General features: G+C 33.3%; 19 protein-coding genes. 3 read left to right on the forward strand and 16 right to left on the reverse strand.

Features of this window, described 5'->3' with window-relative positions:
* Positions 1-292: 292 nt before the first annotated feature.
* The 12 genes from N4A40_04495 to N4A40_04550 all read right to left on the reverse strand — a co-directional run bounded on the left by N4A40_04495 (position 293) and on the right by N4A40_04550 (position 13,155).
* Positions 293-2,026 (reverse strand): flavocytochrome c, encoded by a 1,734-nt coding sequence (locus N4A40_04495; protein MCT4661100.1) that lies wholly within the window; start codon positions 2,024-2,026, stop codon positions 293-295.
* A 181-nt stretch (positions 2,027-2,207) separates the two neighbouring features.
* Complete coding sequence (locus tag N4A40_04500; GenBank protein ID MCT4661101.1) at positions 2,208-3,119, reverse strand: ABC transporter substrate-binding protein; 912 nt, start codon at positions 3,117-3,119, stop codon at positions 2,208-2,210.
* A gap of 56 nt (positions 3,120-3,175) precedes the next feature.
* On the reverse strand, positions 3,176-3,862 hold the full coding sequence (locus N4A40_04505; protein ID MCT4661102.1) for a response regulator: 687 nt from the start codon (positions 3,860-3,862) through the stop codon (positions 3,176-3,178).
* A gap of 12 nt (positions 3,863-3,874) precedes the next feature.
* Positions 3,875-5,440, reverse strand: coding sequence for a sensor histidine kinase (locus N4A40_04510; GenBank protein ID MCT4661103.1), 1,566 nt, complete (start codon positions 5,438-5,440; stop codon positions 3,875-3,877).
* Entirely contained in the window at positions 5,437-5,877 is a 441-nt protein-coding gene (locus N4A40_04515; protein ID MCT4661104.1) for an FMN-binding protein, read from the reverse strand. Before N4A40_04515 ends, N4A40_04510 begins: the two co-directional genes overlap by 4 nt.
* A 3-nt stretch (positions 5,878-5,880) precedes the next feature.
* A complete protein-coding gene (locus N4A40_04520; GenBank protein ID MCT4661105.1) occupies positions 5,881-6,609 on the reverse strand; it encodes an ABC transporter permease in 729 nt (242 codons plus the stop codon).
* Positions 6,606-7,373 carry an ATP-binding cassette domain-containing protein gene (locus N4A40_04525; GenBank protein MCT4661106.1) on the reverse strand — a complete coding sequence of 256 codons (768 nt, stop codon included), beginning with the start codon at positions 7,371-7,373 and terminating at the stop codon, positions 6,606-6,608. The genes N4A40_04520 and N4A40_04525 overlap by 4 nt, the downstream gene beginning before the upstream one ends.
* Entirely contained in the window at positions 7,336-7,911 is a 576-nt protein-coding gene (locus tag N4A40_04530) for a UbiX family flavin prenyltransferase (protein ID MCT4661107.1), read from the reverse strand. The genes N4A40_04525 and N4A40_04530 overlap by 38 nt, the downstream gene beginning before the upstream one ends.
* A 4-nt stretch (positions 7,912-7,915) precedes the next feature.
* Positions 7,916-8,776 (reverse strand): putative 4-hydroxybenzoate polyprenyltransferase, encoded by an 861-nt coding sequence (ubiA, locus tag N4A40_04535; protein MCT4661108.1) that lies wholly within the window; start codon positions 8,774-8,776, stop codon positions 7,916-7,918.
* Positions 8,763-10,205 carry a menaquinone biosynthesis decarboxylase gene (locus N4A40_04540; protein ID MCT4661109.1) on the reverse strand — a complete coding sequence of 481 codons (1,443 nt, stop codon included), beginning with the start codon at positions 10,203-10,205 and terminating at the stop codon, positions 8,763-8,765. Before N4A40_04540 ends, ubiA begins: the two co-directional genes overlap by 14 nt.
* Before the next feature lie 10 nt (positions 10,206-10,215).
* Positions 10,216-11,187, reverse strand: coding sequence for a polyprenyl synthetase family protein (locus tag N4A40_04545; protein ID MCT4661110.1), 972 nt, complete (start codon positions 11,185-11,187; stop codon positions 10,216-10,218).
* A 114-nt stretch (positions 11,188-11,301) separates the two neighbouring features.
* Positions 11,302-13,155: an FAD-dependent oxidoreductase gene (locus N4A40_04550; protein ID MCT4661111.1), complete on the reverse strand. Its 1,854-nt coding sequence runs from the start codon at positions 13,153-13,155 to the stop codon at positions 11,302-11,304.
* 270 nt (positions 13,156-13,425) lie between these two features.
* Between N4A40_04550 and N4A40_04555 the strand changes: the two genes are divergently transcribed.
* The 3 genes from N4A40_04555 to N4A40_04565 all read left to right on the forward strand — a co-directional run bounded on the left by N4A40_04555 (position 13,426) and on the right by N4A40_04565 (position 17,819).
* On the forward strand, positions 13,426-15,330 hold the full coding sequence (locus tag N4A40_04555) for a U32 family peptidase (protein ID MCT4661112.1): 1,905 nt from the start codon (positions 13,426-13,428) through the stop codon (positions 15,328-15,330).
* A gap of 11 nt (positions 15,331-15,341) precedes the next feature.
* Positions 15,342-16,598 carry an aspartate aminotransferase family protein gene (locus tag N4A40_04560; GenBank protein ID MCT4661113.1) on the forward strand — a complete coding sequence of 419 codons (1,257 nt, stop codon included), beginning with the start codon at positions 15,342-15,344 and terminating at the stop codon, positions 16,596-16,598.
* 264 nt (positions 16,599-16,862) lie between these two features.
* Positions 16,863-17,819, forward strand: coding sequence for a helix-turn-helix domain-containing protein (locus tag N4A40_04565; protein ID MCT4661114.1), 957 nt, complete (start codon positions 16,863-16,865; stop codon positions 17,817-17,819).
* Positions 17,820-17,892: 73 nt separating this feature from the next.
* Here N4A40_04565 and N4A40_04570 read toward each other — a convergent pair whose 3' ends face one another.
* The 4 genes from N4A40_04570 to N4A40_04585 all read right to left on the reverse strand — a co-directional run.
* A complete protein-coding gene (locus tag N4A40_04570; GenBank protein ID MCT4661115.1) occupies positions 17,893-19,632 on the reverse strand; it encodes an ABC transporter ATP-binding protein/permease in 1,740 nt (579 codons plus the stop codon).
* Between the two features lies 1 nt (position 19,633).
* Positions 19,634-21,397 (reverse strand): ABC transporter ATP-binding protein/permease, encoded by a 1,764-nt coding sequence (locus N4A40_04575; GenBank protein MCT4661116.1) that lies wholly within the window; start codon positions 21,395-21,397, stop codon positions 19,634-19,636.
* Between the two features lie 101 nt (positions 21,398-21,498).
* Entirely contained in the window at positions 21,499-22,491 is a 993-nt protein-coding gene (locus N4A40_04580; GenBank protein MCT4661117.1) for an AraC family transcriptional regulator, read from the reverse strand.
* A gap of 173 nt (positions 22,492-22,664) precedes the next feature.
* Positions 22,665-22,910, reverse strand: a 246-nt coding sequence (locus tag N4A40_04585) for an RsiV family protein (protein ID MCT4661118.1), incomplete at its 5' end; no start/stop codon positions are given.

Genomic DNA, 22,910 nt, shown 5'->3' on the forward strand with positions numbered 1-22,910 from the left:
TACTCTCCTTCTTTTACTTTTAAACAAGTTTCCCCGCCGCTAGAAACTATTTCCTACTAAGTCTTACCGAGTTATTTTATAATAGACAAATACTTATGTCAACAACACTATATCATTTATTTATCTCTTTTTCTAAAAAAGTGTTTCAAAAACAAATCAATTCACCGACTTGATATCTAATCTCATCTACAATCTTACCCCTATATATGAATAAAAAACGCAAAAAGACAATCTGAGCTTCAATCGAACTCAGATTGTCTTCATATTTAAGAGGAAGGGTTAAATACGTTTTCTATTTTTCTACTGATTCTGCAGCTGCATTTGCTCCTGCAATTCTTCCGTAAGTAGTGATATCAGCTAACGCATTACCACCTAAACGGTTTGCTCCGTGAACTCCACCAGTTACTTCTCCAGCAGCGTATAATCCGTCGATTACTTCTCCTGCTTCATTTATTACTTGAGCCTGAGTGTTGATCTTAAGTCCACCCATTGTATGGTGTACTGCTGGTCCAACCTCAACTGCGTAATATGGAGCTTTGCTAAGTGTAGTTGTCATAGTAGAACGTCCAAAGTCTGCATCTTCATTAGCTTCTACATATGTGTTATATGTCGCAACAGTTTCTTCTAATGTCTTAGCATCAACGCCCATAGCTTCTGCTAATTCTGCAACACTATTTGCCTCTGTTAAAAGACCTGCTTTGTGATATTTCTCAATAGCACTTAAACTCTCTCTAACATTTTGGTCAAATACTAAGAATCCAGTTCCGCCTTCTTGCTCAAGCTCTGCTTCTGAAACTGTATCTCTAGTTTCTAATTCGTCAATAAATCTCTTTGCGTCTCTATTTACTAAAATTGCACCATTACCTCTAACAGCTTCTGTTATTAGTTTGTTTTTCTTAGGTACAACTGTTGGATGTGTTTGAATCTGAGTCATGTCAACTAATGCTACGTTTAATGGTTTAACTAAATCCAACGCATCTCCAGTAGCTCCAGGACCATTAGTAGTTCCAAATCCTTTAAGTGCTGGATCAAATTCTACAACTTTTTCTTGGTTTGCACCAAATCCACCTGTAGTGATTACAACTGCTTCTGCATTGATTGTGTATTGGTTACCAGAACCATCTTCTACTTTAACACCAGTAACAGCGCCATCTTTAGTAACTAATTCAATAGCTCTTGTCTGAGTTCTAACTTCAAGGTCAATAGCTTTAGCTTTTGCTTCTAATGTCTTTACTAAGTGATTTCCAACTGGAGCTCCACCTGTTGGTCTGTGAGCTCTGTTTGCACTAGCTCCACCCATACGACCAATATCAGTAAGGTCTGCGCCCATTTCAATTAACCACTCAACTGTCTCTGCACCATTTTCAGCTAATACCTTAACCAATTCAGGATCATTTAAGTTCTTTCCACCCTTCATTGTATCTTCAATGAAAAGTTCAACACTATCTTCAATTTCATTTGTCTTTTGAACGCTAGTCTCAGCAGCATTCAATCCACCTGTTGCATAGCTTGTGTTTCCACCAACTACAGCATTTTTTTCGATTAAGATAACTTTTGCACCTTGCTCTTTAGCTTCGATAGCTGCACTAAATCCAGCTCCACCAGCTCCAACAACTACTACATCAGTTGTAACATCTTCTACTTTAACTGCTTTTTCTTCAACAGCTTTCGCAGTAAGTTCTACCCCTGATTTTGCAACAGCATCTGCTACTGCCGCTATAATAGCACTACTTGTAACAGTCGCACCACTGATTGCATCTACTTCTGCAGTATTTGCTTCTACAATTGTAGCTATCATGTCTTCAAATACTTGGTCAGTAAACTCTGACTCTTTGCTGTCTAATACGTCAATCTTTTGAATCTCATTGTTTTCGATAGTTACCTCTACCTTGATTGGGCCATTTTTACCCTCTGCTTCTCCAGTAAAAGTATTGTTTGTCTTACTAATTTCTTTTGCTCCCCCACAGGCCGTCAAAGATACGGCTACTACTGCTGTGCAAAAAAGAACGCCTAATTTCTTGAACATTTTCACTTGAATGTCCCCCTTTAATATAATTTCCTTAGTTTGTAAAATTTTTAACAAATCTTATATCTGTATTATATGATACTAATGAAAACAAATGAATAGCATTTACCTTTTTGGTTATTAATAAGGTATTTTGTTCATACTGTTACTCTATTTGCATCTTTGTTAAATTTATATCAACTTATTTTTGCAATATAATTTCTTTATATTCAACTTCTTTTTCTATTAATTCTTTCTCTAAAAGCCACTCATTTACTTCTTTTACACTTGCTTCTGTTGGCATATTTCTCTTAGCATACTCAAGCGGCTTATAGCTATCTGTTATAGGTGCTGGGAAATTTAATTTCTCTATTAAAAGTGGTAAATATTCATTCTTCTCATGTGAATTGATATAGTCTACACCTTTGTCATATGCTGAATAAAATTTTTCTACAAGCAAAGGATTTTTTTCAGCAAATTCTCTATTAAATACATATACACTAACTTGATTTTCAAATTCAACAGAGTCCTTTATAAGACTTGCACCTTTTTTGATAGCCAATGTTGCTAATGGATCTGGAAGCACAGCACCACCAATTTGCCCTTCTTGTAACATTTGAAGTCTAACTGGTATTTGAGGAATTTCTTCTTTTGTTATAGATTCTTCTGTCATATCATATGTTTTCAAAAATTTGTCTGTATAAAACTCTATTATAGTATTTCTAGAAAGACCTAATTTTGTTCCCTCTAATTTTTTAGGATCATCCGTCTTTGCTCCCAAAAACTTAAAACTACCTTCACTTGACGAACCTACAACCAAATCAAAATCCGCTTTAGGTGTCATCATAGCTGTTATAAGATCATAATCCGCTCCATCTAGATTGCCCGTGTGAAATGCACTATCTCTATCTTTTGCACTAAAAAACAACTCTAAGCTTACATCTATTCCCTCTTCTTTAAAATATCCTTGCTGTTCTGCTACAACTAGTGGAGCTGCTGAATCACTTGGCATCATACCAAATTTCAAGCTAGTCTGTGTCATTTCTTCTTTTGCTTGGCACCCAGTAAATACCATCATCGCCATTGCAATCATCATAATAATTCTTTTCTTCATAATTAAATCTTCCTTTCATAAAAAGACCTTGCGCTATAAGCTCAAGGCTTTGTTTTTTATTTTTTTAATTTGTATTTGTTTTGCGGTCTCCCGACTTTACCATATTCAAATTCTATCTCAAGCTTGCCTTCTCGCTCTAAATAGTCTAGATAGCGCCTTGCTGTTATTCTCGAAACTCCAATTTCTTTAGCAATTTCCTCTGCTGTAAATGTTTCTTTTTCCCATGATTCAATAGCTTCGTTCACTTTATCAAATGTATGCTGACTGAAACCTTTCATCATAATTCTATTACTAGTCTCAGTTTTTGCCTCTAAATCCTGATAGACATATCTATCAACAAGCGATTGATCTATTTCTTCATTATTTCTTAAATGCAATCGTCTGCTAGCATACTTATTTAGAGCAGTCTTAAATCTATCAAGTACAAATGGTTTGATAATATAATCAACTGCGCCATATCTAAAAGCCTCTTCAAACGTCTCTGTGTTATTATCTGCAGTTATAAAAATCACATCACTAGAAAAACCTTCACGCCTTAGCCATTTTATTAAATCAATCCCTTTTCCATTTGGGAAAAAGATATCGAGTAATATCAAATCTGGCACATCGTTTTTTATTTTTACCTTAGCTTCCTCTAATGTTTTAGCTGTAGTGCTAAGCTCAAAACCATCAACTTTTGCCAAAAATTTCTTATTTATTTCACAAACCATAGGATCGTCTTCTACAATCATCACCTTAATCATTTCTCATCACCCTCATTTCATAGGAATTTCTAAATGCCATTCTACACCATTATTCTCATGCAATTCTATAATTCCCTCAGCTCTATCAACTATATTCTTCACTAAATAGAGCCCAAAACCTCTATTTCCTTCTTTTGTTGTGACCCCTTTTTGAAATATCTTTCCTTCAAGTTTTTTTGGTATCCCTGGTCCATTGTCTCTGACAAAAATATTTAGAAACTCAGAATCATTGTAAATAGTAACTTGAATTTTCCCACCTTCAATTTTTTTAAGTTCATCTATCGCATTTTCAACTAAATTTCCCACTATAGAACACATTTCATCTTCATTCAATGCCCTTGGAAGTTTAGTTAAATTAGAATCTTTAGATATAGTAAACTCTATTTTACATTCAGAAGCTTTGTTGTATTTTGCAAGCAATAGACCTGCTAGTGGCACGTTAAATATCTTTCGCTTAAGCCTATCTGTCATACCTCTTCGCTGTGATGAAATTGCTTCAATATACTGTATAGCTTCGTCATATTCCTCTAATTGCATAAGCCCAGAAATCGTGTGAAGCTTGTTCAAAAACTCATGGTTTTGAGCTCTAAGCGCATCTGCCATCATCTTTATTCCAGTCAGCTCTTCTGCAAGCTCCCGAACCTCTGTCAAATCCTGAAACATTGCAATAGTACCAATAACCTCATCATTGTAGTTCCTAAAAGGAGTGTAATTGCAAAGTAATATCCTGCCATCATATAATTTAATCTCAATATTGTAACTCGCCTCATTGGTCTCTAACGCTTCTAATGCTGGCTTTGAAAAATAATTATCAACGACTTCTATAGATTTTCCTAAAAAGCTTTCCTCTAAATCAAATATCTGTTCTGCCATTTTATTAAAAAACAAAATCTTACCACCAGTATCAATAGATATCAAACCACGATCTAAAGAGTATAGTTCTAATTCTCTCTGTCCTAGCAATTGAGCAATTTCCTCAGGCTCTAATCCATACATAGACTTCTTTATATTTACTGAAAGCGATCTAGCCGCAACTATAGCTATGACTATAGCAATCAAAACATCTAGCCAAAACGTCCATGAATTAATTCCCACTTCAGCATAAACAGGCTCTATCAGCAATCCAACAATAACTGCACCAACCTGTTTTCCATTGTAGTATATTGGCTTAAAAGCCCTGATAGCTGAAATCAAAACATTTCTATCGGCAGATATATATGATTCTCCATTTCTAAGAGCTCGCCTTTCTCCACCACTTCGGTAAATTTCACCTATGGATTCTTCATATGGATACGAATACTTTATCCCCTTCATATCAAGTACTATGATATACTGAAAACTTGTATTCGCTCTTATATCTTCTACTTTCACTTGTATCTCACTTAGATTTTCTCGAGTTCCAAGCGCTTTTTGTATAGATTCTACATCTGCTATAGTTGCCGCAGTATCCATTGCGTGATTTCCCATTTGTATTTCAACCACATCTTTAACCTGATTATACGACAATAACGATGTCGTTCCGAGAAGTACAACCACTATTAGAACTATCATAAGCGCAATCTTAGTATGCAATTTCATTGTCTTTCGTCACTTTCTCTATTTATTTTTGCTTGATCTATCGCCTCTTCAATCGCATTCAATACACCAGTACTCGTATACGTAGCTCCTGCTACCATGTTTACATTTGCAGTGTTGTAGCGTATCACACTTTCCGGTATCTCCTTGTAAACAACTTTCCCAATAATAGGCATTTCATTTTCCTCAATTATGATAACATCAGTAATTTGATAGGCTGTAGTTTCTATTTGCACTACTATCTTGCTGTGATGACCTTGACCTTCACCAGTATAAACTCCCGGCTTGTACAATATCGGTTTAGGTCCAAATAAATTGTACGCTACAGCTAGCAAAAATATAGTTCCGATTCCTACTATCAGCTTACTACCATGTACTAAATATTCTTTTCTAGTTCTAGTTTTTAATCCCTCAAAATCTTTATACCTACTCTTTTGCATAAACTACCTCCTCGTAAGCCAAGGACAAGCTTTCTTTCCTAAAAAGTCTAGGCCACTATACATAATTACCCCTATCAAACTTATAATAAATACACCTGCATACATTCCTGTATAATCAATTCTCATCCAAGCATTCATTATCAGATAACCAAGACCATGTGTAGTACCAAAGTTTTCTGTGAAAAACAAAACTGAAAGTGCTATACCAACACTTATTCTCATAGATGTAAATATAGCGGGAAGTATTGCAGGAAATAGTACTCTCTTAATTAAAATTTTCTTGCTAGCTCCTAGTGAATAAAACAACTCTAAGACACTCTCAGGTATAAGTTCTAGCGCATCTCTTATATTTATAATAGCAGGGAAAAATGTAATCAAAAATATCATGGTAATCTTTGTCGATTCGCTTAGCCCTAGAAACATCATCACAATAGGCAACAACGACATCTTTGGTATTGGATATGACCAATAAGTAGCCTTATCCACAAATGATTTCATTTTAGGTCTGTCAAATGCCAGTATTCCTATGAACAAGCTAACAATTATAGTCAAACTTAGTCCTATAAGTAATCTTATGAGACTATATGCTATGTGACTTTGATAATATAAAAATCCCTTTGAAAACATATATACAAAAATATCATGTGGATAAGGTACTATTGCTCTGTGAATAACAAATGCTACCAATTCCCATGCTAAAAATACAATCACTATATTAATCAACTTTTTCATACGCTGTGACTCTCCTTCATTATAGTCTCAAGCGAATTCAATCTTTTCAAATACTCATCTCTTTCGATATCACTTCTATTTCCTTGAATATCATTTTCCACAATATCAACAAATTTAGCAGGCTTCCCTCCAAGAACTCCAATTCGCTCCCCTAAATATAGCGCTTCTTTATATCTATGAGTAACTAAAATCATAGTAACTTTGTATTTATCATGTAATTTCAATATCAAATCTTGAATTTTCCCAGACGTTTGTTCATCCAATGATACAAATGGTTCATCCAATAGCAATACATGTGGCTTAACTAAAAGTGCTCGTGCAATCGCAACTCTCTTTTGCTGCCCACCACTTAACCTTGATGGATAAGAATCCAAGCATTCAGATATTCCCATAATTTCAACTAAAGTATTGAAGAATTCTCTATCGAAATTCTGCTTAATTTCAGTACCTATACAAATATTACTTTTAACATCAAGCCACTCAACTAATCCATTGTCCTGTGGAACTAATCCCAATCTATGTCTCTTTGAATTTATCTTATCTCCTTCAATATATATATGCCCACTATTAGGCATCTCTATTCCAGATAATAATCTTATAAATGTTGATTTTCCTATTCCTGAAGGCCCTAAAAGTGCAAATAGCTCTCCCACCGAAAAATCAACACACATTTTATCAAATATCAAATTTTGACTATCCTCATAGGAGAATGACACATTTTCAAATCTAATCATTTCCACCGCTCCAGCGATTATAAAGCTCATTACTTACACCCATCGCTTTTATAATTCGTCCAACACTTTGCCCAACCAAATCATCAATAGTATTAGGCTTGTCGTAAAACGAAGGAATAGGAGGTACAATTTTGACTCCTAGAGAACTTAAACTGTGAAGATTTCTAAGATGAAGTGTAGAAAATGGTGTTTCTCTCGGCACTATAACAAGAGGTTTTCCTTCTTTCATCATTACATCTGCCGCTCTGATAAGTAAATTATCAGATGTACCAGCATTTATTTTACCTATAGTTCCCATAGTACACGGAACTATTAACATTCCATCTAAATCCGATGAACCACTCGCTAATATTGAAAACATATTGTCAATTTCTTCTATATGACAATGCCCATAAGGCAATTCTGCTACAAATCGTCTAAAGCTCTTTCCTATTTCATATTCAAATACTTCTTCACCATTTTTAGTTATCACAAGATGTAACATATGGTCTTTAGCTAATGTTTCTATAAGTTTTTTCGCATATACACTACCGCTAGCTCCTGTAATCCCCACTATAAATCTACTCAAAAAATCACCCCACTATCAAAAAATCTACTATAGTAAACGTAAACACTACCACCGAGAGTACCTGATTCAATCCGTAAGATGCGATTTTCATAGTTCCTCGATTTTCTGGTTTTACAATAAAATGTTCCATAATCAACAGCCCTGCCGCTATTGTAACCCCTATAAAATACGCTATTCCTAATGTTCTAAATATCGCTAAACCATAAAGCAAAATTATCATCATTACGTGAAAACACTTTGCTATAAGCAATCCATTCTTCAAACCAAAGTATGCAGGAATTGAATAAAGCTTATTGCTTCTATCAAATTCAATATCTTGAGTTGCATAGAGCATATCAAATCCAGCAACCCAAAGTGCAACTATCGCTCCAAGTATTATAGGAATAAAATCAAACTCACCACGAACAGCAAGCCATGCCCCGACCGGAGCTCCAGCTATAGCAATACCAAGTACTATGTGACTAGCCCATGTAAATCTTTTTGTATATGAATAAATACAAAACAAAAATAATGCAAGTGGCGATAAGTAGAAGCATAGAGGATTTATCAAGAATGCAGCTACTTCAAATATAATAAAACAAATAGCTGTGAGTCCTAGCACCTCTTTGCCTTTCATTCTACCTTGAGGCAATTGTCTATCGCTCGTTCTAGGGTTTTTCTTATCTATATCTTTATCCACCCAGCGATTAAGAGCATTTGCTCCTGTTCTACCACTTATGAGTGCCACTAATATTAAAATAAATAGTTTCATACCTGGTAATCCCTCTGCTGCCCAAATCATAGATATCATAGCAAACGGAAGTGAAAATAGTGTATGAGAAAACATCACAAGTTCGCCATAAGCTTTTAGCTTATTTAATACCATATTCGTTCCACCTCTTGTCTACCATGTCTTTTATTTCTTCGCTCATTTCTATATCATCTGGCCATTCTCTTTTATGCCCTTCTGATGGCCATTTCTTAGTAGCATCTATTCCCAGTCTATGACCATAAAAAGCTGTATCCGAAGCGTGATCTAACGCATCTAATGGTCCTTCTGATACAATCAAATCTCTCTTTGCATCTATATTGTTAAACACCTTCCATGCTACAGTAGACACATCGTGAGGATCGACGTTTTCATCAACTATTATTATCATCTTTGTATACATCATCTGCCCCATTCCCCAAAGTCCTTGCATGACTTTAAAAGCATGCTTTGGAAAACTCTTTTTAATAGATACTATAACGCAGTTGTGGAATACTCCCTCTAGAGGAAAATTCATTTCAACAATCTCTGGCATCTGAACCTTTATAAGAGGAAGGAAAATCCTCTCTGTAGCTTTTCCAAGATAACAATCTTCCATAGGTGGCTTTCCAACAATAGTTGTAGGATATATAGGATTTTTCTTTCTAGTGATTTTCTCTAAATGAAATACAGGATAATCGTCAGCTAAAGAATAGTAACCTGTATGATCTCCAAATGGTCCTTCTCTTCTGATTTCATCTAAATCTACATAACCCTCTAGTATAAACTCTGCGTTTGCAGGTACTTGCAAATCATTTGTGACACATTTTACAGTTTCAACAGAAGCATTTCTAAGGAAACCTGCAAATATTAATTCATCTATCATCTTTGGAAGAGGAGCTGTTGCCGAATAAATTATAGCTGGATCGCACCCAATCGCTACCGATACAGGCATTTTCTTATAACCAAGAGCTCTATATTTGTTATAAATTTCACGACCATCCTTATGCAAATGCCAGTGCATACCTGTAGTCTTCTTATCGTAAACCTGCATTCTGTACATTCCCATATTTTGCTGTCCCGTCTCAGGATCTTTAGTTATGACAAGTGGAAGCGTTATATATTTGCCTCCATCTTGTGGCCAACATTTTAGTATTGGAAGTTTATCTAAATTGGGCTCTTCAACTACTTCTTGACAAACTCCTCTCTTAACTTTTCTAGGAAAAACTTTCGCAAGTCTAGTAAGTTTTGGCACTGATTTTACCTTATCCATAAGAGTTATATAATTGCTCATATCCATAAAATCCAATATAGTATCTGCTATATCATCTAAATTTTCTACCTCTAGTCCCATATTCAGTCTTTCATATGTTCCTAGTGCATTTATCAAAAGCGGAAATTCTGATCCTTTTACCTTATTGAATAAAAGTCCCTTTCCATACTCTTTCGAAACTCTATCTGCAATCTCTGTGATTTCTAAATCAGCATCAACTTCTACATTTATTTCTGCTAATTCATTTTCTTCTCTGAGCTTGTCTACGAAAGCTCTCAAATCTTTATAAGCCATTTTTTCACCTCTAGTATGTTCTATCAACTAAGCGCTCAACAATTTCAAGTAACAATTTTCTTTCACCATCATTTGACTTTGGAAGTTTTTTGATAAGTTTTACAGCCTTTTTAACATATCTATCAAAAATAGCTTCTGCCTCTTTCAAAGTCTCTTCATCGCAAATATTCCCATCAAATTTATCAATCTCACCATCTGCAAGTGCTTCTAATTTTTTGTACATCATACCTGTTTTATCTTTTTTAAGCCCAAGTATAATTGGTAGCGTATAATACCCCTTCAATAAGTCAGCTTGAGTATTCTTGCCTACCGTTTCAACATCTCCTGTAAAATCAAGTAGATCGTCCTTTATTTGAAATGCAACTCCAATATTGTAACCTATCTTTTCAAGCAAATTACATGTCTTGTCATCACAACCTGATTCTGATGCTCCTATATAGAGACTAAGTGCGAATAATGCTGCTGTTTTTCCACTAATCACTCTTATATAATCTAGCATAGATACTGATTTAGAATACCTTATAGTATATTGAAGTATCTCTCCTTGACAAATATTGTCTACAGATTTTAAAAATCGCTTTATATGATTCTTATTTAAGTCATACTCAGCTAACAACATCATAGCCCTCATCAAAAGAAAATCTCCAGTATACACAGCATAATCTTTTCCAAGTTTAGACTGAAGTGTTTGAGCTCCTCTTCTAAGTTTTGCCTCATCAACTATATCATCGTGAACTAAAGTAGCTAAATGAAACATTTCAATGCTGGCAGCTAGCGCCTTTGCTTTTTTTTCATCTATCTCTCCAAAATTTGATCCAATTAACACAAAAGCGGCCCTCAACATCTTCCCCTGATTTTGAACCACAGGAGTCAACACTTCTCTAAAAGAAGCATTTGGTGTCTGGACTGCTCTCTCTATCTCATTATTGATCTCATTTAATTGTCTTTCTATTTCTGGGTAATCGCTCCAAAAACTATGCATATAACCTTCCCCACCTTTAAAATTCCTCTTTAAAAACATTGCCCCTAATCAATCTCTAAGTATTTCAAAACGCCTGCTTTAAAGCAGGCGTTTCCATATTTAATTGATTTTACTTTAATCCGTATACAAATACCACTTCTTGGCAAAGCCAACCTTCTTCCAGTGACGTTTCAAGAATGGTAATACATAATAATCCATACCAAATGTTGATCCTGAACCGCCTATTAATGCTACTCCACCTGCAAGATACCAAAGCATCTCAGTTGGTGCCATACCTGATGACCAAATAGCCATACCAAGTAAAACAGTTCCTATAGACGACAATGCTGTAAATAAACCAACTATAAGTAGTATACCAAATGTAAGCTCACAAAGCACTATCATAGCTTGGAATATAGATGCCATCGGTGTAAAACTACCGTCTACATTGTAGAACATCAAGTTCATAGACCAGTCAACTATATTTTGAATAAATTCTGGAACTGGTAACGCTTGAACAGCCTCTACTGCATGCTCTGCAGATTCTGCTGCCTGACTAGCTCCTGCAACTGCATCCATCTTGCTTGGCAATAAGAAAATATTGCTAGGATCATTTAATATAGATGGAACTTTTGCAAGTCCTTCTGTAAGCCATTTAAATCCTACAAACAATCTAAGTGGCACTAACCAGAAATTAGGTGATGATTTTGCAAAGTGTCCACCAAACATCGATCTATTGTTCTTAACATGGAAAAATTCATGCATTAAATAAGTCCAGCATTTGTTAAATCCTGCTACTTGGAAGAAATAAACCACATTTATAAAATGCTTTACAAACATAGCTAGGAATCCTGATAAACCGAAGAATTTATCTGGCTTTCCTAAATGAGCTACTCCATAACGTCCGCCAATACAGACCATCGCTCCATGGAACTCTGGCTCGTAATCTGAAAGCTCCTCGCCCTTTATCTTAGCTGTTACATTATTTGCCACTAATTTAGCTGAATGCTCTGCATTTTCAACCATCTGCGGAACTGGTCTTTCGGCTCCCTTTGGAATATAAAACACGTTGTCTCCAACTACGAATACATCTTCATGCTCTACTGATTGTAGATGTGAATTAGCAACTAATCTATTTCTACCATTCTTTTCAGTTTCAACATTTTCCATAATTTCAGAACCTTCAACACCTGCTGCCCAAATTACAGTATTCGATGCTATCTTTGTTCCATCCTTTAATATTACAAAATCTTCTCCAACTTCTACAACGCCTGTACCAGTCATAAGCTCTACGCCTAACTTTTCTAAACGTTTCTCTGATTTCTTAATAAGCTTTATAGGGAATATAGGTAAAATTGTAGGAAGCACATCAACTACTTTAAGTGAAACTTCCTCTTTTGGAATATAAAACTCTTTGCAAAGCTGATCTTTCCACTCGCCTAATTCACCAATCATCTCTACTCCAGTAAATCCACCACCAACAACTACGAAACTAAGAAGCTTTTTTCTCTCTTCCGCATTTGGTGTCTTCGCTGCCAATCTAAACATACTTAATATGTGGTGTTTCAAATTAACTGCATCTTCAAATGACCAAAGAGTCTTAGCATACTCCTTTGCACCCTTTGTTCCGAAAAATGTTGGTTTTGAACCTGAACCTACAACCAACACATCATAATTGTATTTTTCTTTTTCTGAAACTAATTGCTTGTTTTTAAAGTCAATATCTTTGATTTCATCTAAAACCACATCAACCTTACGCTTTGCAAAAATCTTCTTCAAGTCGATTCTGATAGAATCTTCTGGCGCTCTATTTGCAGCCACCTCGTGAAGCTCTGTAAGTAACGTGTGATAAGGTTTTTTGTCTATCAATGTAATCTTTACAGATTCATCTTTTTTGAACTTCTTAGCAAGCTTTTTTGCTGTTAAAACCCCGCCGTATCCTCCACCAAGCACAACAATATGCTTAGATTTATCATTGGATATACTCATACTTTCTCCTCCTTTTAAAAATGACCCTTTTGCTTGTGATATTCTTATCATAATACAGGTATCATATCATAGAAAAGTTCGTCAAAAACATATCAACATAATTTGGTCATTAGATGCGGCCTTACTTTTATTTTGTTCATATTGTTCACAGAAGTCAAGCCCTATTGCAAAATTTTATTATTTATTCTCTCTTACTTTATTTTTACCACAATTCTATGGTATATAATAAAGGAATATAAAATAATTTCAAAAAAATTGGAGCGATGAAACATGAGTCGATATTTTAATAACAAAGAGGTTGAACTTCTAGCACCTGCAGGCAATTTCGAGATATTTAAAGAACTATTACACAGTCCTGCTGATGCCTTTTATTTAGGCGGTAAATCCCTAAATATGAGAATGCACAGAAAAAATTTCAACTTTACAGATGAAGAATTAGAAGAAGCAATATCACTTGCACATAAATTTGGCAAAAAAGTATACATCACATTAAACAACCTACTTACCTGTGATGAAATCGAAACAGCAAAAAGTTTTTTAATTTACTTAAATACTATAAAACCCGATGCCCTTATAGTACAAGACCTTAGCTTAATACCGCTCATCAAAGAACTTGGTGTTGACCTTGAACTGCATTCATCTGTGATGATGAATGTCCACAATTTAGAAACTATAAAAAGACTTAGAGCTCTCGGCATAACTAGAGTCGTTACATCTAGAGAAATGAGCTTAAAAACTATAAAAGAATTCTCATCTAAAACTGATATGGAATTCGAATACTTCACTCACGGAGATATGTGTATAGCCCATGGTTCACAATGTCTTTACTCTACTCTACTATTCGGTCAAAGTAGCAATAGAGGCAGGTGTATGAAACCGTGTAGATGGTCTTTCGATATACAAAAAGATGGAATCAGATACAATACAAAATTTCCTTTAGCCGTCAAAGATTTGTCACTATACGAGCATTTACCAGAAATGATAGATTCCAATGTCACATCTTTTAAAATAGAAGGACGAATGAGAGCTGCTGAATATGTATCACATCTCATAGAAAACTATGGGAATGCACTTGATAGATATATTGAAGACCCTGAACACTTCGATAGACAAAAAGACAGCCGAAAACTTCAAGACAGACGTTTGCGCGACCTTTCAACAGCTTTTGCTTTTGGTAATCAAGGACTTGAAAATATAAACTCTCGCTATGAAGGTACTGGTAAATTTTACTCTACAGGAAAAGTTTTCAGTAAACCTAGATTCGTTCCTGAATCGAATGATGAAAGAATAGAAAAAATCAAATCTAGTTTGCCTCAACATGAGAATTCTCTAGCTGAACTTTCAGTACATGTTGTTTCGAAATCACAAGCTCTAGTAGCTTTAAACAATGGTATAAAATACATCTACTTGTCAGGTGATGTTTTCGAACCATTCTCTAAATTTAGCACAGACGATATTCAAGAAATAATAAATAAAAAATCAAATAGCAAAATATATCTATGTACACCAAAAATGATGGATGATACTGATTTTAGAGAATTAGACAATGTATTGGATTCAATTAATGGTTTAGATGGACTAGTTGTTTCAAATCTAGGAGCTATATCATACTTTAGAAATAGAGAATTAGAACTCATAGGAGATACTTCTCTTAATTTCTACAATAATAATGCAATAGATTTTTATAAATCAGAAGGAATATCTCTAGCTGCTCTTTCACTAGAGACAAAATTAGATAATCTAGTAAATATAGTATCTGATTCAAAAATTCCTCTAGAAATATTAGTTCACGGTCTACCAAGTGTAATGTATCTAGACCACGATTTATATGAAAATTTAAATGCTAATTTTGAAACAAAAGAAGGTCATAATAAGTATTTCCCAGAAAATACTATGGTATTAATTGATAGTTTAGAACAAGAACACCCTGTTATGAGGGATTATAGGGGTAAAAATCACATATTACCCTCAAAAGAAATCAATCTATTAAAGCTAATACCATCTCTAAAGAAATCAGGCATAAATAGATTTAGAATAGAGGGCGCTTTATACTCTGATGAAACGCTTGAAAACATAATAAATATATACAGATATGCTTTAGAAAACAACGAAACCGATGCAAATTGTCCTCTGAATTCTATGGGATTTACACTCGGCGCTCTAAACTACGACTAGGAGGATTTAACATGAAAAATTATGCAGGACCTGAAAAACTTATAGAACTAAAAAAACAGTATTTATTTCCAAATGCTATGCATTTTTATAAAAATCCGCCCCAATTAGTTCGAGGCGAAATGCAGTATTTATACGATTCAAATGGAAAGAAATACTTAGACTTTTTTGCTGGAGTATCTGTTATGAATTGCGGACATTGCAACCCAGTTATAGTAGATGCAACTATAAATCAATTAAAAACACTTCAGCACACTACTATAATATATCTAACGGAACCAATGCTTAGACTTGCAGAAAAAATGGCAGATGTTCTTCCAGGGGATTTGAAGCGTACTTTTTTCTGTACAAGTGGTTCTGAAGCAAATGAAGGAGCTCTATTGCTTGCAAGGCTGCATACCAATAGAAAAAAATTTTTGACACTAGAGCACAGCCTTCACGGAAGAACTCATCTGACAATGAGCGCTACAAACATACCAATGTGGAGAATAGATCCCTTTATGTCGGATGATTGTGTATGCATTCCTAGTTTCTATGATTCAAATAAAGAGTTAGATCAAAGTGCTAGAGAATCTTTAGATGCACTTGAAACAATTTTAGAAAACAACCCTGAAGATTTTGCAGCGCTTATAGCTGAGCCTATACAGGGAAATGGTGGTATACTGACTCCACCAAAATGGTATTTCCAAGAAATGAAGTCACTTTTAGAAAAATACGGAGTGCTATTTATAGCTGATGAAGTGCAAACTGGATATGCTAGAACCGGCAAAATGTTTGCTATAGAAAATTTTGATATAGTTCCAGATATTCTAACATCTGCAAAAGCTCTTGGAAATGGACTTCCAATTTCTACATTTAGCTCAAATGATAGTATAGCAAATGCCTTCAATAAACCATCTGCCTCTACTCTTGGAGGCAATCTAGTTTCTTCTGCTACAGCTATTGCAGTTTTAGATTACATGAAAGAAAACAATTTATGTTCTAAAGCTAAAACATTAGGTAATAAACTATTGGACGGTCTTTTAAAGTTAAAGAACAAATACGATTTTATAAAAGATGTTCGCGGATATGGTTTGATGCTCGGAATGGAACTGAACAATGACAAAACAGATGATATTTTGGAGATGCTCCTAGAGCGCGGTATAATACTTGGCAAAAATGGTCTAAACCGAAATGTACTTGCATTTCAGCCTCCACTTGTAATTGAAGAATCCGATGTTGATTTCTTGCTTGAAAATCTAGAGTTTGTTTTTAGTAATTTAGTTTATTAGTAACTTAATTTACTAGTAACAGCTGTGATTAGTAACAAAAATTATTAGTAACAGAGATTATTAGTAACAATAGTGATTAATCACAATAATTATTAGTAATTTAGTTTACTGTTAGCAAAAATGTAGATATCAATAATTTTAGGGTATGAGTAATTGACTTTTCAAAAATCAATTGTTCATACCCTTTTTCGCTCAAAATGTCCTGTATTGTTTCGGAATTCATATATAATGAAATTAACTAGTTCGAAGAAAGGAGCTCTCATCATGAAAGAATATATACAATTAATTATAGATTATATAGACAATCACCTATATGAACCTTTGAATTTAAATGAAATAGCAAATTATATTGGATTTTCCAAATACTATCTAAACCAAGTTTTTAGCATATATACAGGAATGTCTATCATCGAATACTCTAGAAGAAGAAAATTAGAATCTGCAATTGATGATTTAAAAACTAAAAAAAGAATAATAGATATAGCTCTAAACCTTGGATATAGTTCTGAAAGATCTTTTTCTCGAGCTATATTGAGAGAATTCGGACACTCTCCAAGTTATTTCCGTCATAATAAGGTATCAAAAACACGAAAAATTGTTATTTACGATTTGAATCTAAGTATAGATGAATATAGATTTTATAAAAATTTTCCAGATAATCAAAAAAGTTTTTCTAATAGAATTTCTAATAAAGGAGTGTATAACTTGATGGAATACCTAAGTAATGTAAAATACGTAACTATAGACAAAATGACTGTCATTAGCTGTACAATTGAAGGTCAAAATCCTGAAGATGAAGTCATAGCTTTAATGAAGAAGTTATCATCTAAATTTGATTTGCAACCATACCGAGAATTTGGATTTGATTCTCCAGTAAACAGCACTGAAGATGCCATAAATTATAGAGGATATGAATATTGGTTAGCAATAAACAATGAAGACATAGAAAAACTTCCTTCTTCTAATGAATTTAAATTTGAAAATCACAAAGTACTTTTAAAACAAATTCCTAAATATCGATATGCTACAATTCGTATTCAAGATCCTTTTAGCAATCCTTTCGAAAGAATTCCAGGTGGCTGGAAGGCTCTAATCACATGGCTAGAAGATCATGACTTTAAGGAAGCCGATTTCAAAAAATGTTCTAATGCTAATTGTTTAGAAGAAGTTCTCGAAATAGATGGAATTACTGTCATGGATATATTTATTCCTATTGGTTAAAGTAATGTTATGTTTGAAGAGAATGAATTATGAATACTACTTTCATAATTCATTCTCTTATTTTATGTTTTGTTTAATTCTCTAATTTCCACAGTTTTGAACTTTGCTGCAATTTCCACATTTTTTTGTACTCTCCTTCAAGCATCAATAAATTATCATGAGTTCCTTTTTCAATGATTTCTCCATTTTTCATCATAATAATTTGATCTGCACCTTTTATATACTCTAGAGTATGTGCTATCATTATAACTGTTTTATCTTTGGTTAGCACATCTATAGCCCTCTTTATTTCCCAAGATTTTTCTGCATCAATATTTGACATAGCTTCATCTAATAATACTATTGGAACATCTTTCAATATTGCTCTAGCTATTGCTACTCTTTGCCTTTCTCCACCAGAGAGAGTCCTCCCCCCTTCTCTGATTAATGTATCATATCCCTCTTCATACTTACTTATAAAATCATGGCATCTAGCTGCTTTAGCTGCCGCTATTACATCTTCCCTTGAAGCGTTTTCGTTTCCCATTTTTATATTATTAAATATAGTGTCTTCTAATAAATATGAATCTTGAAATACAATACTAATATTTTCTACTAAATTATCATACTTTATATCCGTAATCAAATTTCCACCTATTAATATTTCGCCTTCATCTGAATCAAAAAATCTAGCTATAAGATTTAATAATGTAGTTTTTCCACTTCCCGAGTATCCAACGATAGCATTTAATGTGTTAGCTTTAATCTCAAAATCAATATTCCTAACAGCATATCCTTTAGAATTCGCATACGAGTATGATATACTTTTTCCCACTATACTAGTGTCATTTATACATTTCACTCCATTGTCAATTAATTCTTTTTCACTTTTCAATTTTTCCAACCGATCTAACGCCACTCCCATTATATTAAGTGTTCCGAAATCATGAAATATTGACTCTATGGGTGTATAATATAATGTACTTATTACTGTAAAAAATATAAATACGTTTAAATCAATACTTCTATTAGCATACATCAGCAATCCACCCACAAATAGCAAACCCATACCACTTCGTATTATAATTTGATAAATTGTCATTGGAATTATTGCATTTACCTCATATGATTCTGATTGCTCTTTGTATCTTCTCATTTTCTGTAGGATATTTTCATGTATTTTTTCCGTCATACTATAAGATCTTATTGTTTCCATTCCATTTAGATACTCAATTATTGCTGATATACAATCTTGTTGCGCTTCATGACGCTTTTTTCCGTTAAAAATCAATCGTTCTTTAGACTTAGCATATACAAAAAAACCGGGTAAAAAACCAATAATTGCTAAACAAGTCAATCTCCAGTCTATCATAAACATAACAATACTAGTCATTGCTACGATGCTCATGCCAGCTACATATCTAGCTATAGCATACATACAATGCATCTCTATAAACGTAATATCTGTAGTAAATATCGATGTCAAATCACCCATACCTTGATTTTGAAATACTCCAAGTGGCAATTTTTTAAGTTTTTCACTCTCTTTCATTCTCACCGCCTTCATTATTTCATAACCTGCAGAAGATTGATATTTATTAACTTGATAATAAGAAATATATCTTAGAAACACCACCAAAATTAGATAACCAGTACATTTTGTTAGTGTTTCTTTGCTAAACTCATTAGACACAATTTGGGTTATCGAAAAATAAATCACCAAATAAAGTAAACCTTCAAATATAGCTTGTAATAGTTGAAATCCATTGGCAATGCACAAATCTTTCTTCTTTTCGCCACTTATATCAAATATTCTCTTTATAAGTCTAAACATATTATTTCACGCCCCTTCCAAGTACCCAATCATTTCCTCTGTTGTACGCATCCCACATTTCGCTATATCTTCCTTTCATATTTATAAGCTCTTCATGTCTTCCGTTTTCCTTTATTTCTCCATTTTCTATGACTAATATATGGTCAGCATTCATAATTGTAGATAATCTATGTGCTATGACTATAACCGTCTTATCCTTCATCAATCGTGATAATGCTTCTTGTAATTTACTTTCATTATCTGGATCTATATACGCGGTTGCTTCATCTAGCAACAATATTGGAGACTTCTTTAAAAGTGCTCTAGCTATAGCTATTCGCTGTTTCTCTCCACCAGATAAACCAACTCCCTCTTTTCCCAATATAGTTTCATATCCATTTGGAAGTTTTTTTATAAATTCATGACATGTTGCATCTTTCGCTGCTTGAACTATTTCTTCATCTGTAGCATTTTCATTTCCAATTTTGATATTATCTCTAACAGACATCTCAAATACACTTACATTTTGAGTAACATATGCTATCAATTTTGATAATGTCTCCTGGCGTATATTTCTTATATCTACTCCGTCTATAAATATATTGCCTTCGGCGACATCCCAGAATCTTGAAATCAATTTTACTATTGTACTTTTTCCTCCACCAGAAGGACCCACTAAACCAACTATTTCATTTTTATTTACTCTAAATGATAAATTTTTCAAAACACTTTCCCCACCATATCCAAAATAAACGCTTTCAAAAGATATGTTATTACTTATATCACATATCTTTCTGCTATTATCACAAACGCTCAACTCATCTAATTTCAATATAAAATCTACTCTTTGCGCAATATGAACATTTATATTTAAAATATCTGTAAATTGTGGTATTTTGGCAAGCGGAGAATAAAAACACAGCGAAATAAAAATATATAGCAAAAATTTCACCATACTAATCTCTTGCAAAATATATAAGTATCCAGCCACTGGAAATACAAATACTACCCCTGATGCTAACACAATATCGCTTGTCGTCATTAAATGTCTACTGTCCTTAAACCAACCAACCATAAATTCTTTGTAATTTTCTGACGCACTCTCAAATCTAGAAAATACCTTTTCATTGCCACCAAATATTTTGATCTCTTTCATAGCATTAATATATTCCACCATTGCGTTGTTTAAATTTTGTTGTATAAAAAACATTTTTTGAAAATTTTTGTTTTGCAACAAATTTGTTTTGCGTAAGCAAATTAAAAATATCAATATAGGTATTATCATTACCAATCCTATCCTAAAGTCAGTTATAAACACAAATATCCCTAAAAACAATGGAATTCCTAAACTAGACAATATTTCTGGAACTTGATGTCCATAAAATTGTTCTATTGACTCAATATCGTCAAATACTATATTTTTTAGCTTTCCAGAAGAATTTTCCTCCATGTATCCTTGATTTAGTTTTGAAAATTTTAAAATCAATCTATTTCTTATTTCAAAAACAGCATTATATGCTACTTTGTGGGAAAGTTTCAATGCAAATCCATGAAAAATAATCTTTATTACTATCGACAGCAATATAATCCACGCCCAAGCAAAACTATTTTGCATATTATCTTTATACACTATATTCTCAATAATATTATATAATCCAAACATTGGTATCATGCTGCATAATACTGAAAAAAATTCTGCCATTATTGCTTCAAATATCGTTTTTCGACTATCGTACTCGAGAAAGTTCATCAAAATTTTCGATCCATTAATTATATTTTTAAACATAAAAAAACTCCTTCAATATTTATTTTTTCATCTCGAAAAAATTATACTAAAAAAGTTTTTATATGGTCTCTTTGAATCCGACCTAATTTTATCTCAAAAAATCACACTATATACTTTTGGGTCGAATACTCAAATGGGCTTACTCCATAATATTTTTTAAATGCTACTCCAAACTGACTCTGACTACTATATCCAACTGTTTCAGCAATTTTCAAAATACTTTGATCTGTTGTTTCTAATAAATGAGCTGCTCTTTGCAGTTTCATTTTTTTAAAATAGCTATAAATAGTATCACCATAGATAGTTTTAAATCCTTTTTTCAGCTTAGTTTCACTAATATTAATCGCCATAGCTATCCCCCTTATAGTCGGCGGATTCATAGGATTTTTCATCATCATTTCTGGTATTTTTTGAATTTGATTGGCTTCAAAATCATTGAGTTTCATATCATTTTTTGCATAAAAATTAATGTATGCAACCTGAGTAATTATTTCTATTATTTTCCCCTCTATAAACAACTGTCTTATGGCTTCTTCCTCTAAATTATTGTCATATATTTTCAAAAAAAGAGACTTTATATGAGGTATATTTTTCGCAAAAATATTTGCTTTATACCTATCTAGTTTTTCGGAAATCACTTTACCCCACAAATTATCGCCAATTCCCTTATAATATTCACTATATACATCTTTATCAAATGAAAAAGCTATATTAGTAAATTTTTCACTTGATTTAAATTTCATTACTCCCTGAGTATACTCTTTTCCATCTTTCGGACTCAAAAGCACTACACTATCCTTTTTTATAAATATTTTGTTATCCTCATCGCCCATAATTTCAGCAGTGCCATCTAGACAACAAGACACCTCAAAATGTTTATTCGGCAATCTATACTCAATTTCTAGCGTTTCATTCATAATTACATCTATCTTCATAATACTAATATAGTCAGATATACTTATTAATCTTATGTACCCTTTTCCATATTTAGGTAGTATTTTCATTTCTATTTCACAGCTATTACTACTATTAATTTTAGAAATACTTTTATAAAAATCAATATACTCTTTTCTAGATTCTATCTTTATTCGCATACGACCCTCCCACTACCTAAAACTACCTTTTTGAAATCACTTATATGATATATTCCATAACTAATTATATCACCAAGGATAATGATTATCAATTTCTATTTCTGTTTGAACATAAACAAAAAAAGATGCATAAGCATCTTTTCCGCATTTTATATTCCATTGCTAATTTCTAGCTACTTAACTACAATTTCAAATTCAGGTCTTCCATATGCTCCCGCTGCAATTTCGTATTTTGCAAACACTATGACAGGATTTCCTGCTTCATTTATATAGAAGTCTGTATCCTCATTTATAGTCTCAAATCCACCTTTTCCTTTCTCAAAATATATAGGATCTGCACTAGCGCTAGTTTGAGATGCTATTTGCTCTTTTACACTTTTATTTACGATATCTATATAATTCTCACCTAGTAAATCTGA

Source organism: Tissierellales bacterium (assembly GCA_025210965.1).
GTDB lineage: Bacteria > Bacillota > Clostridia > Tissierellales > JAOAQY01 > JAOAQY01.

Excerpts from the sequence above, each read along its gene's own strand:
- N4A40_04545 (MCT4661110.1), bottom strand. The coding sequence starts at position 11,187 with ATGCATAGTTTTTGGAGCGATTACCCAGAAATAGAAAGACAATTAAAT.
- N4A40_04510 (MCT4661103.1), bottom strand. The coding sequence starts at position 5,440 with ATGAAATTGCATACTAAGATTGCGCTTATGATAGTTCTAATAGTGGTT.
- N4A40_04550 (MCT4661111.1), bottom strand. The coding sequence starts at position 13,155 with ATGAGTATATCCAATGATAAATCTAAGCATATTGTTGTGCTTGGTGGA.
- N4A40_04575 (MCT4661116.1), bottom strand. The coding sequence starts at position 21,397 with ATGTTTAAAAATATAATTAATGGATCGAAAATTTTGATGAACTTTCTC.
- N4A40_04525 (MCT4661106.1), bottom strand. The coding sequence starts at position 7,373 with ATGAGCTTTATAATCGCTGGAGCGGTGGAAATGATTAGATTTGAAAAT.
- N4A40_04540 (MCT4661109.1), bottom strand. The coding sequence starts at position 10,205 with ATGGCTTATAAAGATTTGAGAGCTTTCGTAGACAAGCTCAGAGAAGAA.
- N4A40_04515 (MCT4661104.1), bottom strand. The coding sequence starts at position 5,877 with ATGCAAAAGAGTAGGTATAAAGATTTTGAGGGATTAAAAACTAGAACT.
- N4A40_04565 (MCT4661114.1), top strand. The coding sequence starts at position 16,863 with ATGAAAGAATATATACAATTAATTATAGATTATATAGACAATCACCTA.
- N4A40_04560 (MCT4661113.1), top strand. The coding sequence starts at position 15,342 with ATGAAAAATTATGCAGGACCTGAAAAACTTATAGAACTAAAAAAACAG.
- N4A40_04570 (MCT4661115.1), bottom strand. The coding sequence starts at position 19,632 with ATGTTTAGACTTATAAAGAGAATATTTGATATAAGTGGCGAAAAGAAG.
- N4A40_04555 (MCT4661112.1), top strand. The coding sequence starts at position 13,426 with ATGAGTCGATATTTTAATAACAAAGAGGTTGAACTTCTAGCACCTGCA.
- N4A40_04580 (MCT4661117.1), bottom strand. The coding sequence starts at position 22,491 with ATGCGAATAAAGATAGAATCTAGAAAAGAGTATATTGATTTTTATAAA.
- N4A40_04500 (MCT4661101.1), bottom strand. The coding sequence starts at position 3,119 with ATGAAGAAAAGAATTATTATGATGATTGCAATGGCGATGATGGTATTT.
- N4A40_04505 (MCT4661102.1), bottom strand. The coding sequence starts at position 3,862 with ATGATTAAGGTGATGATTGTAGAAGACGATCCTATGGTTTGTGAAATA.
- N4A40_04520 (MCT4661105.1), bottom strand. The coding sequence starts at position 6,609 with ATGAAAAAGTTGATTAATATAGTGATTGTATTTTTAGCATGGGAATTG.
- ubiA (MCT4661108.1), bottom strand. The coding sequence starts at position 8,776 with ATGGTATTAAATAAGCTAAAAGCTTATGGCGAACTTGTGATGTTTTCT.
- N4A40_04495 (MCT4661100.1), bottom strand. The coding sequence starts at position 2,026 with ATGTTCAAGAAATTAGGCGTTCTTTTTTGCACAGCAGTAGTAGCCGTA.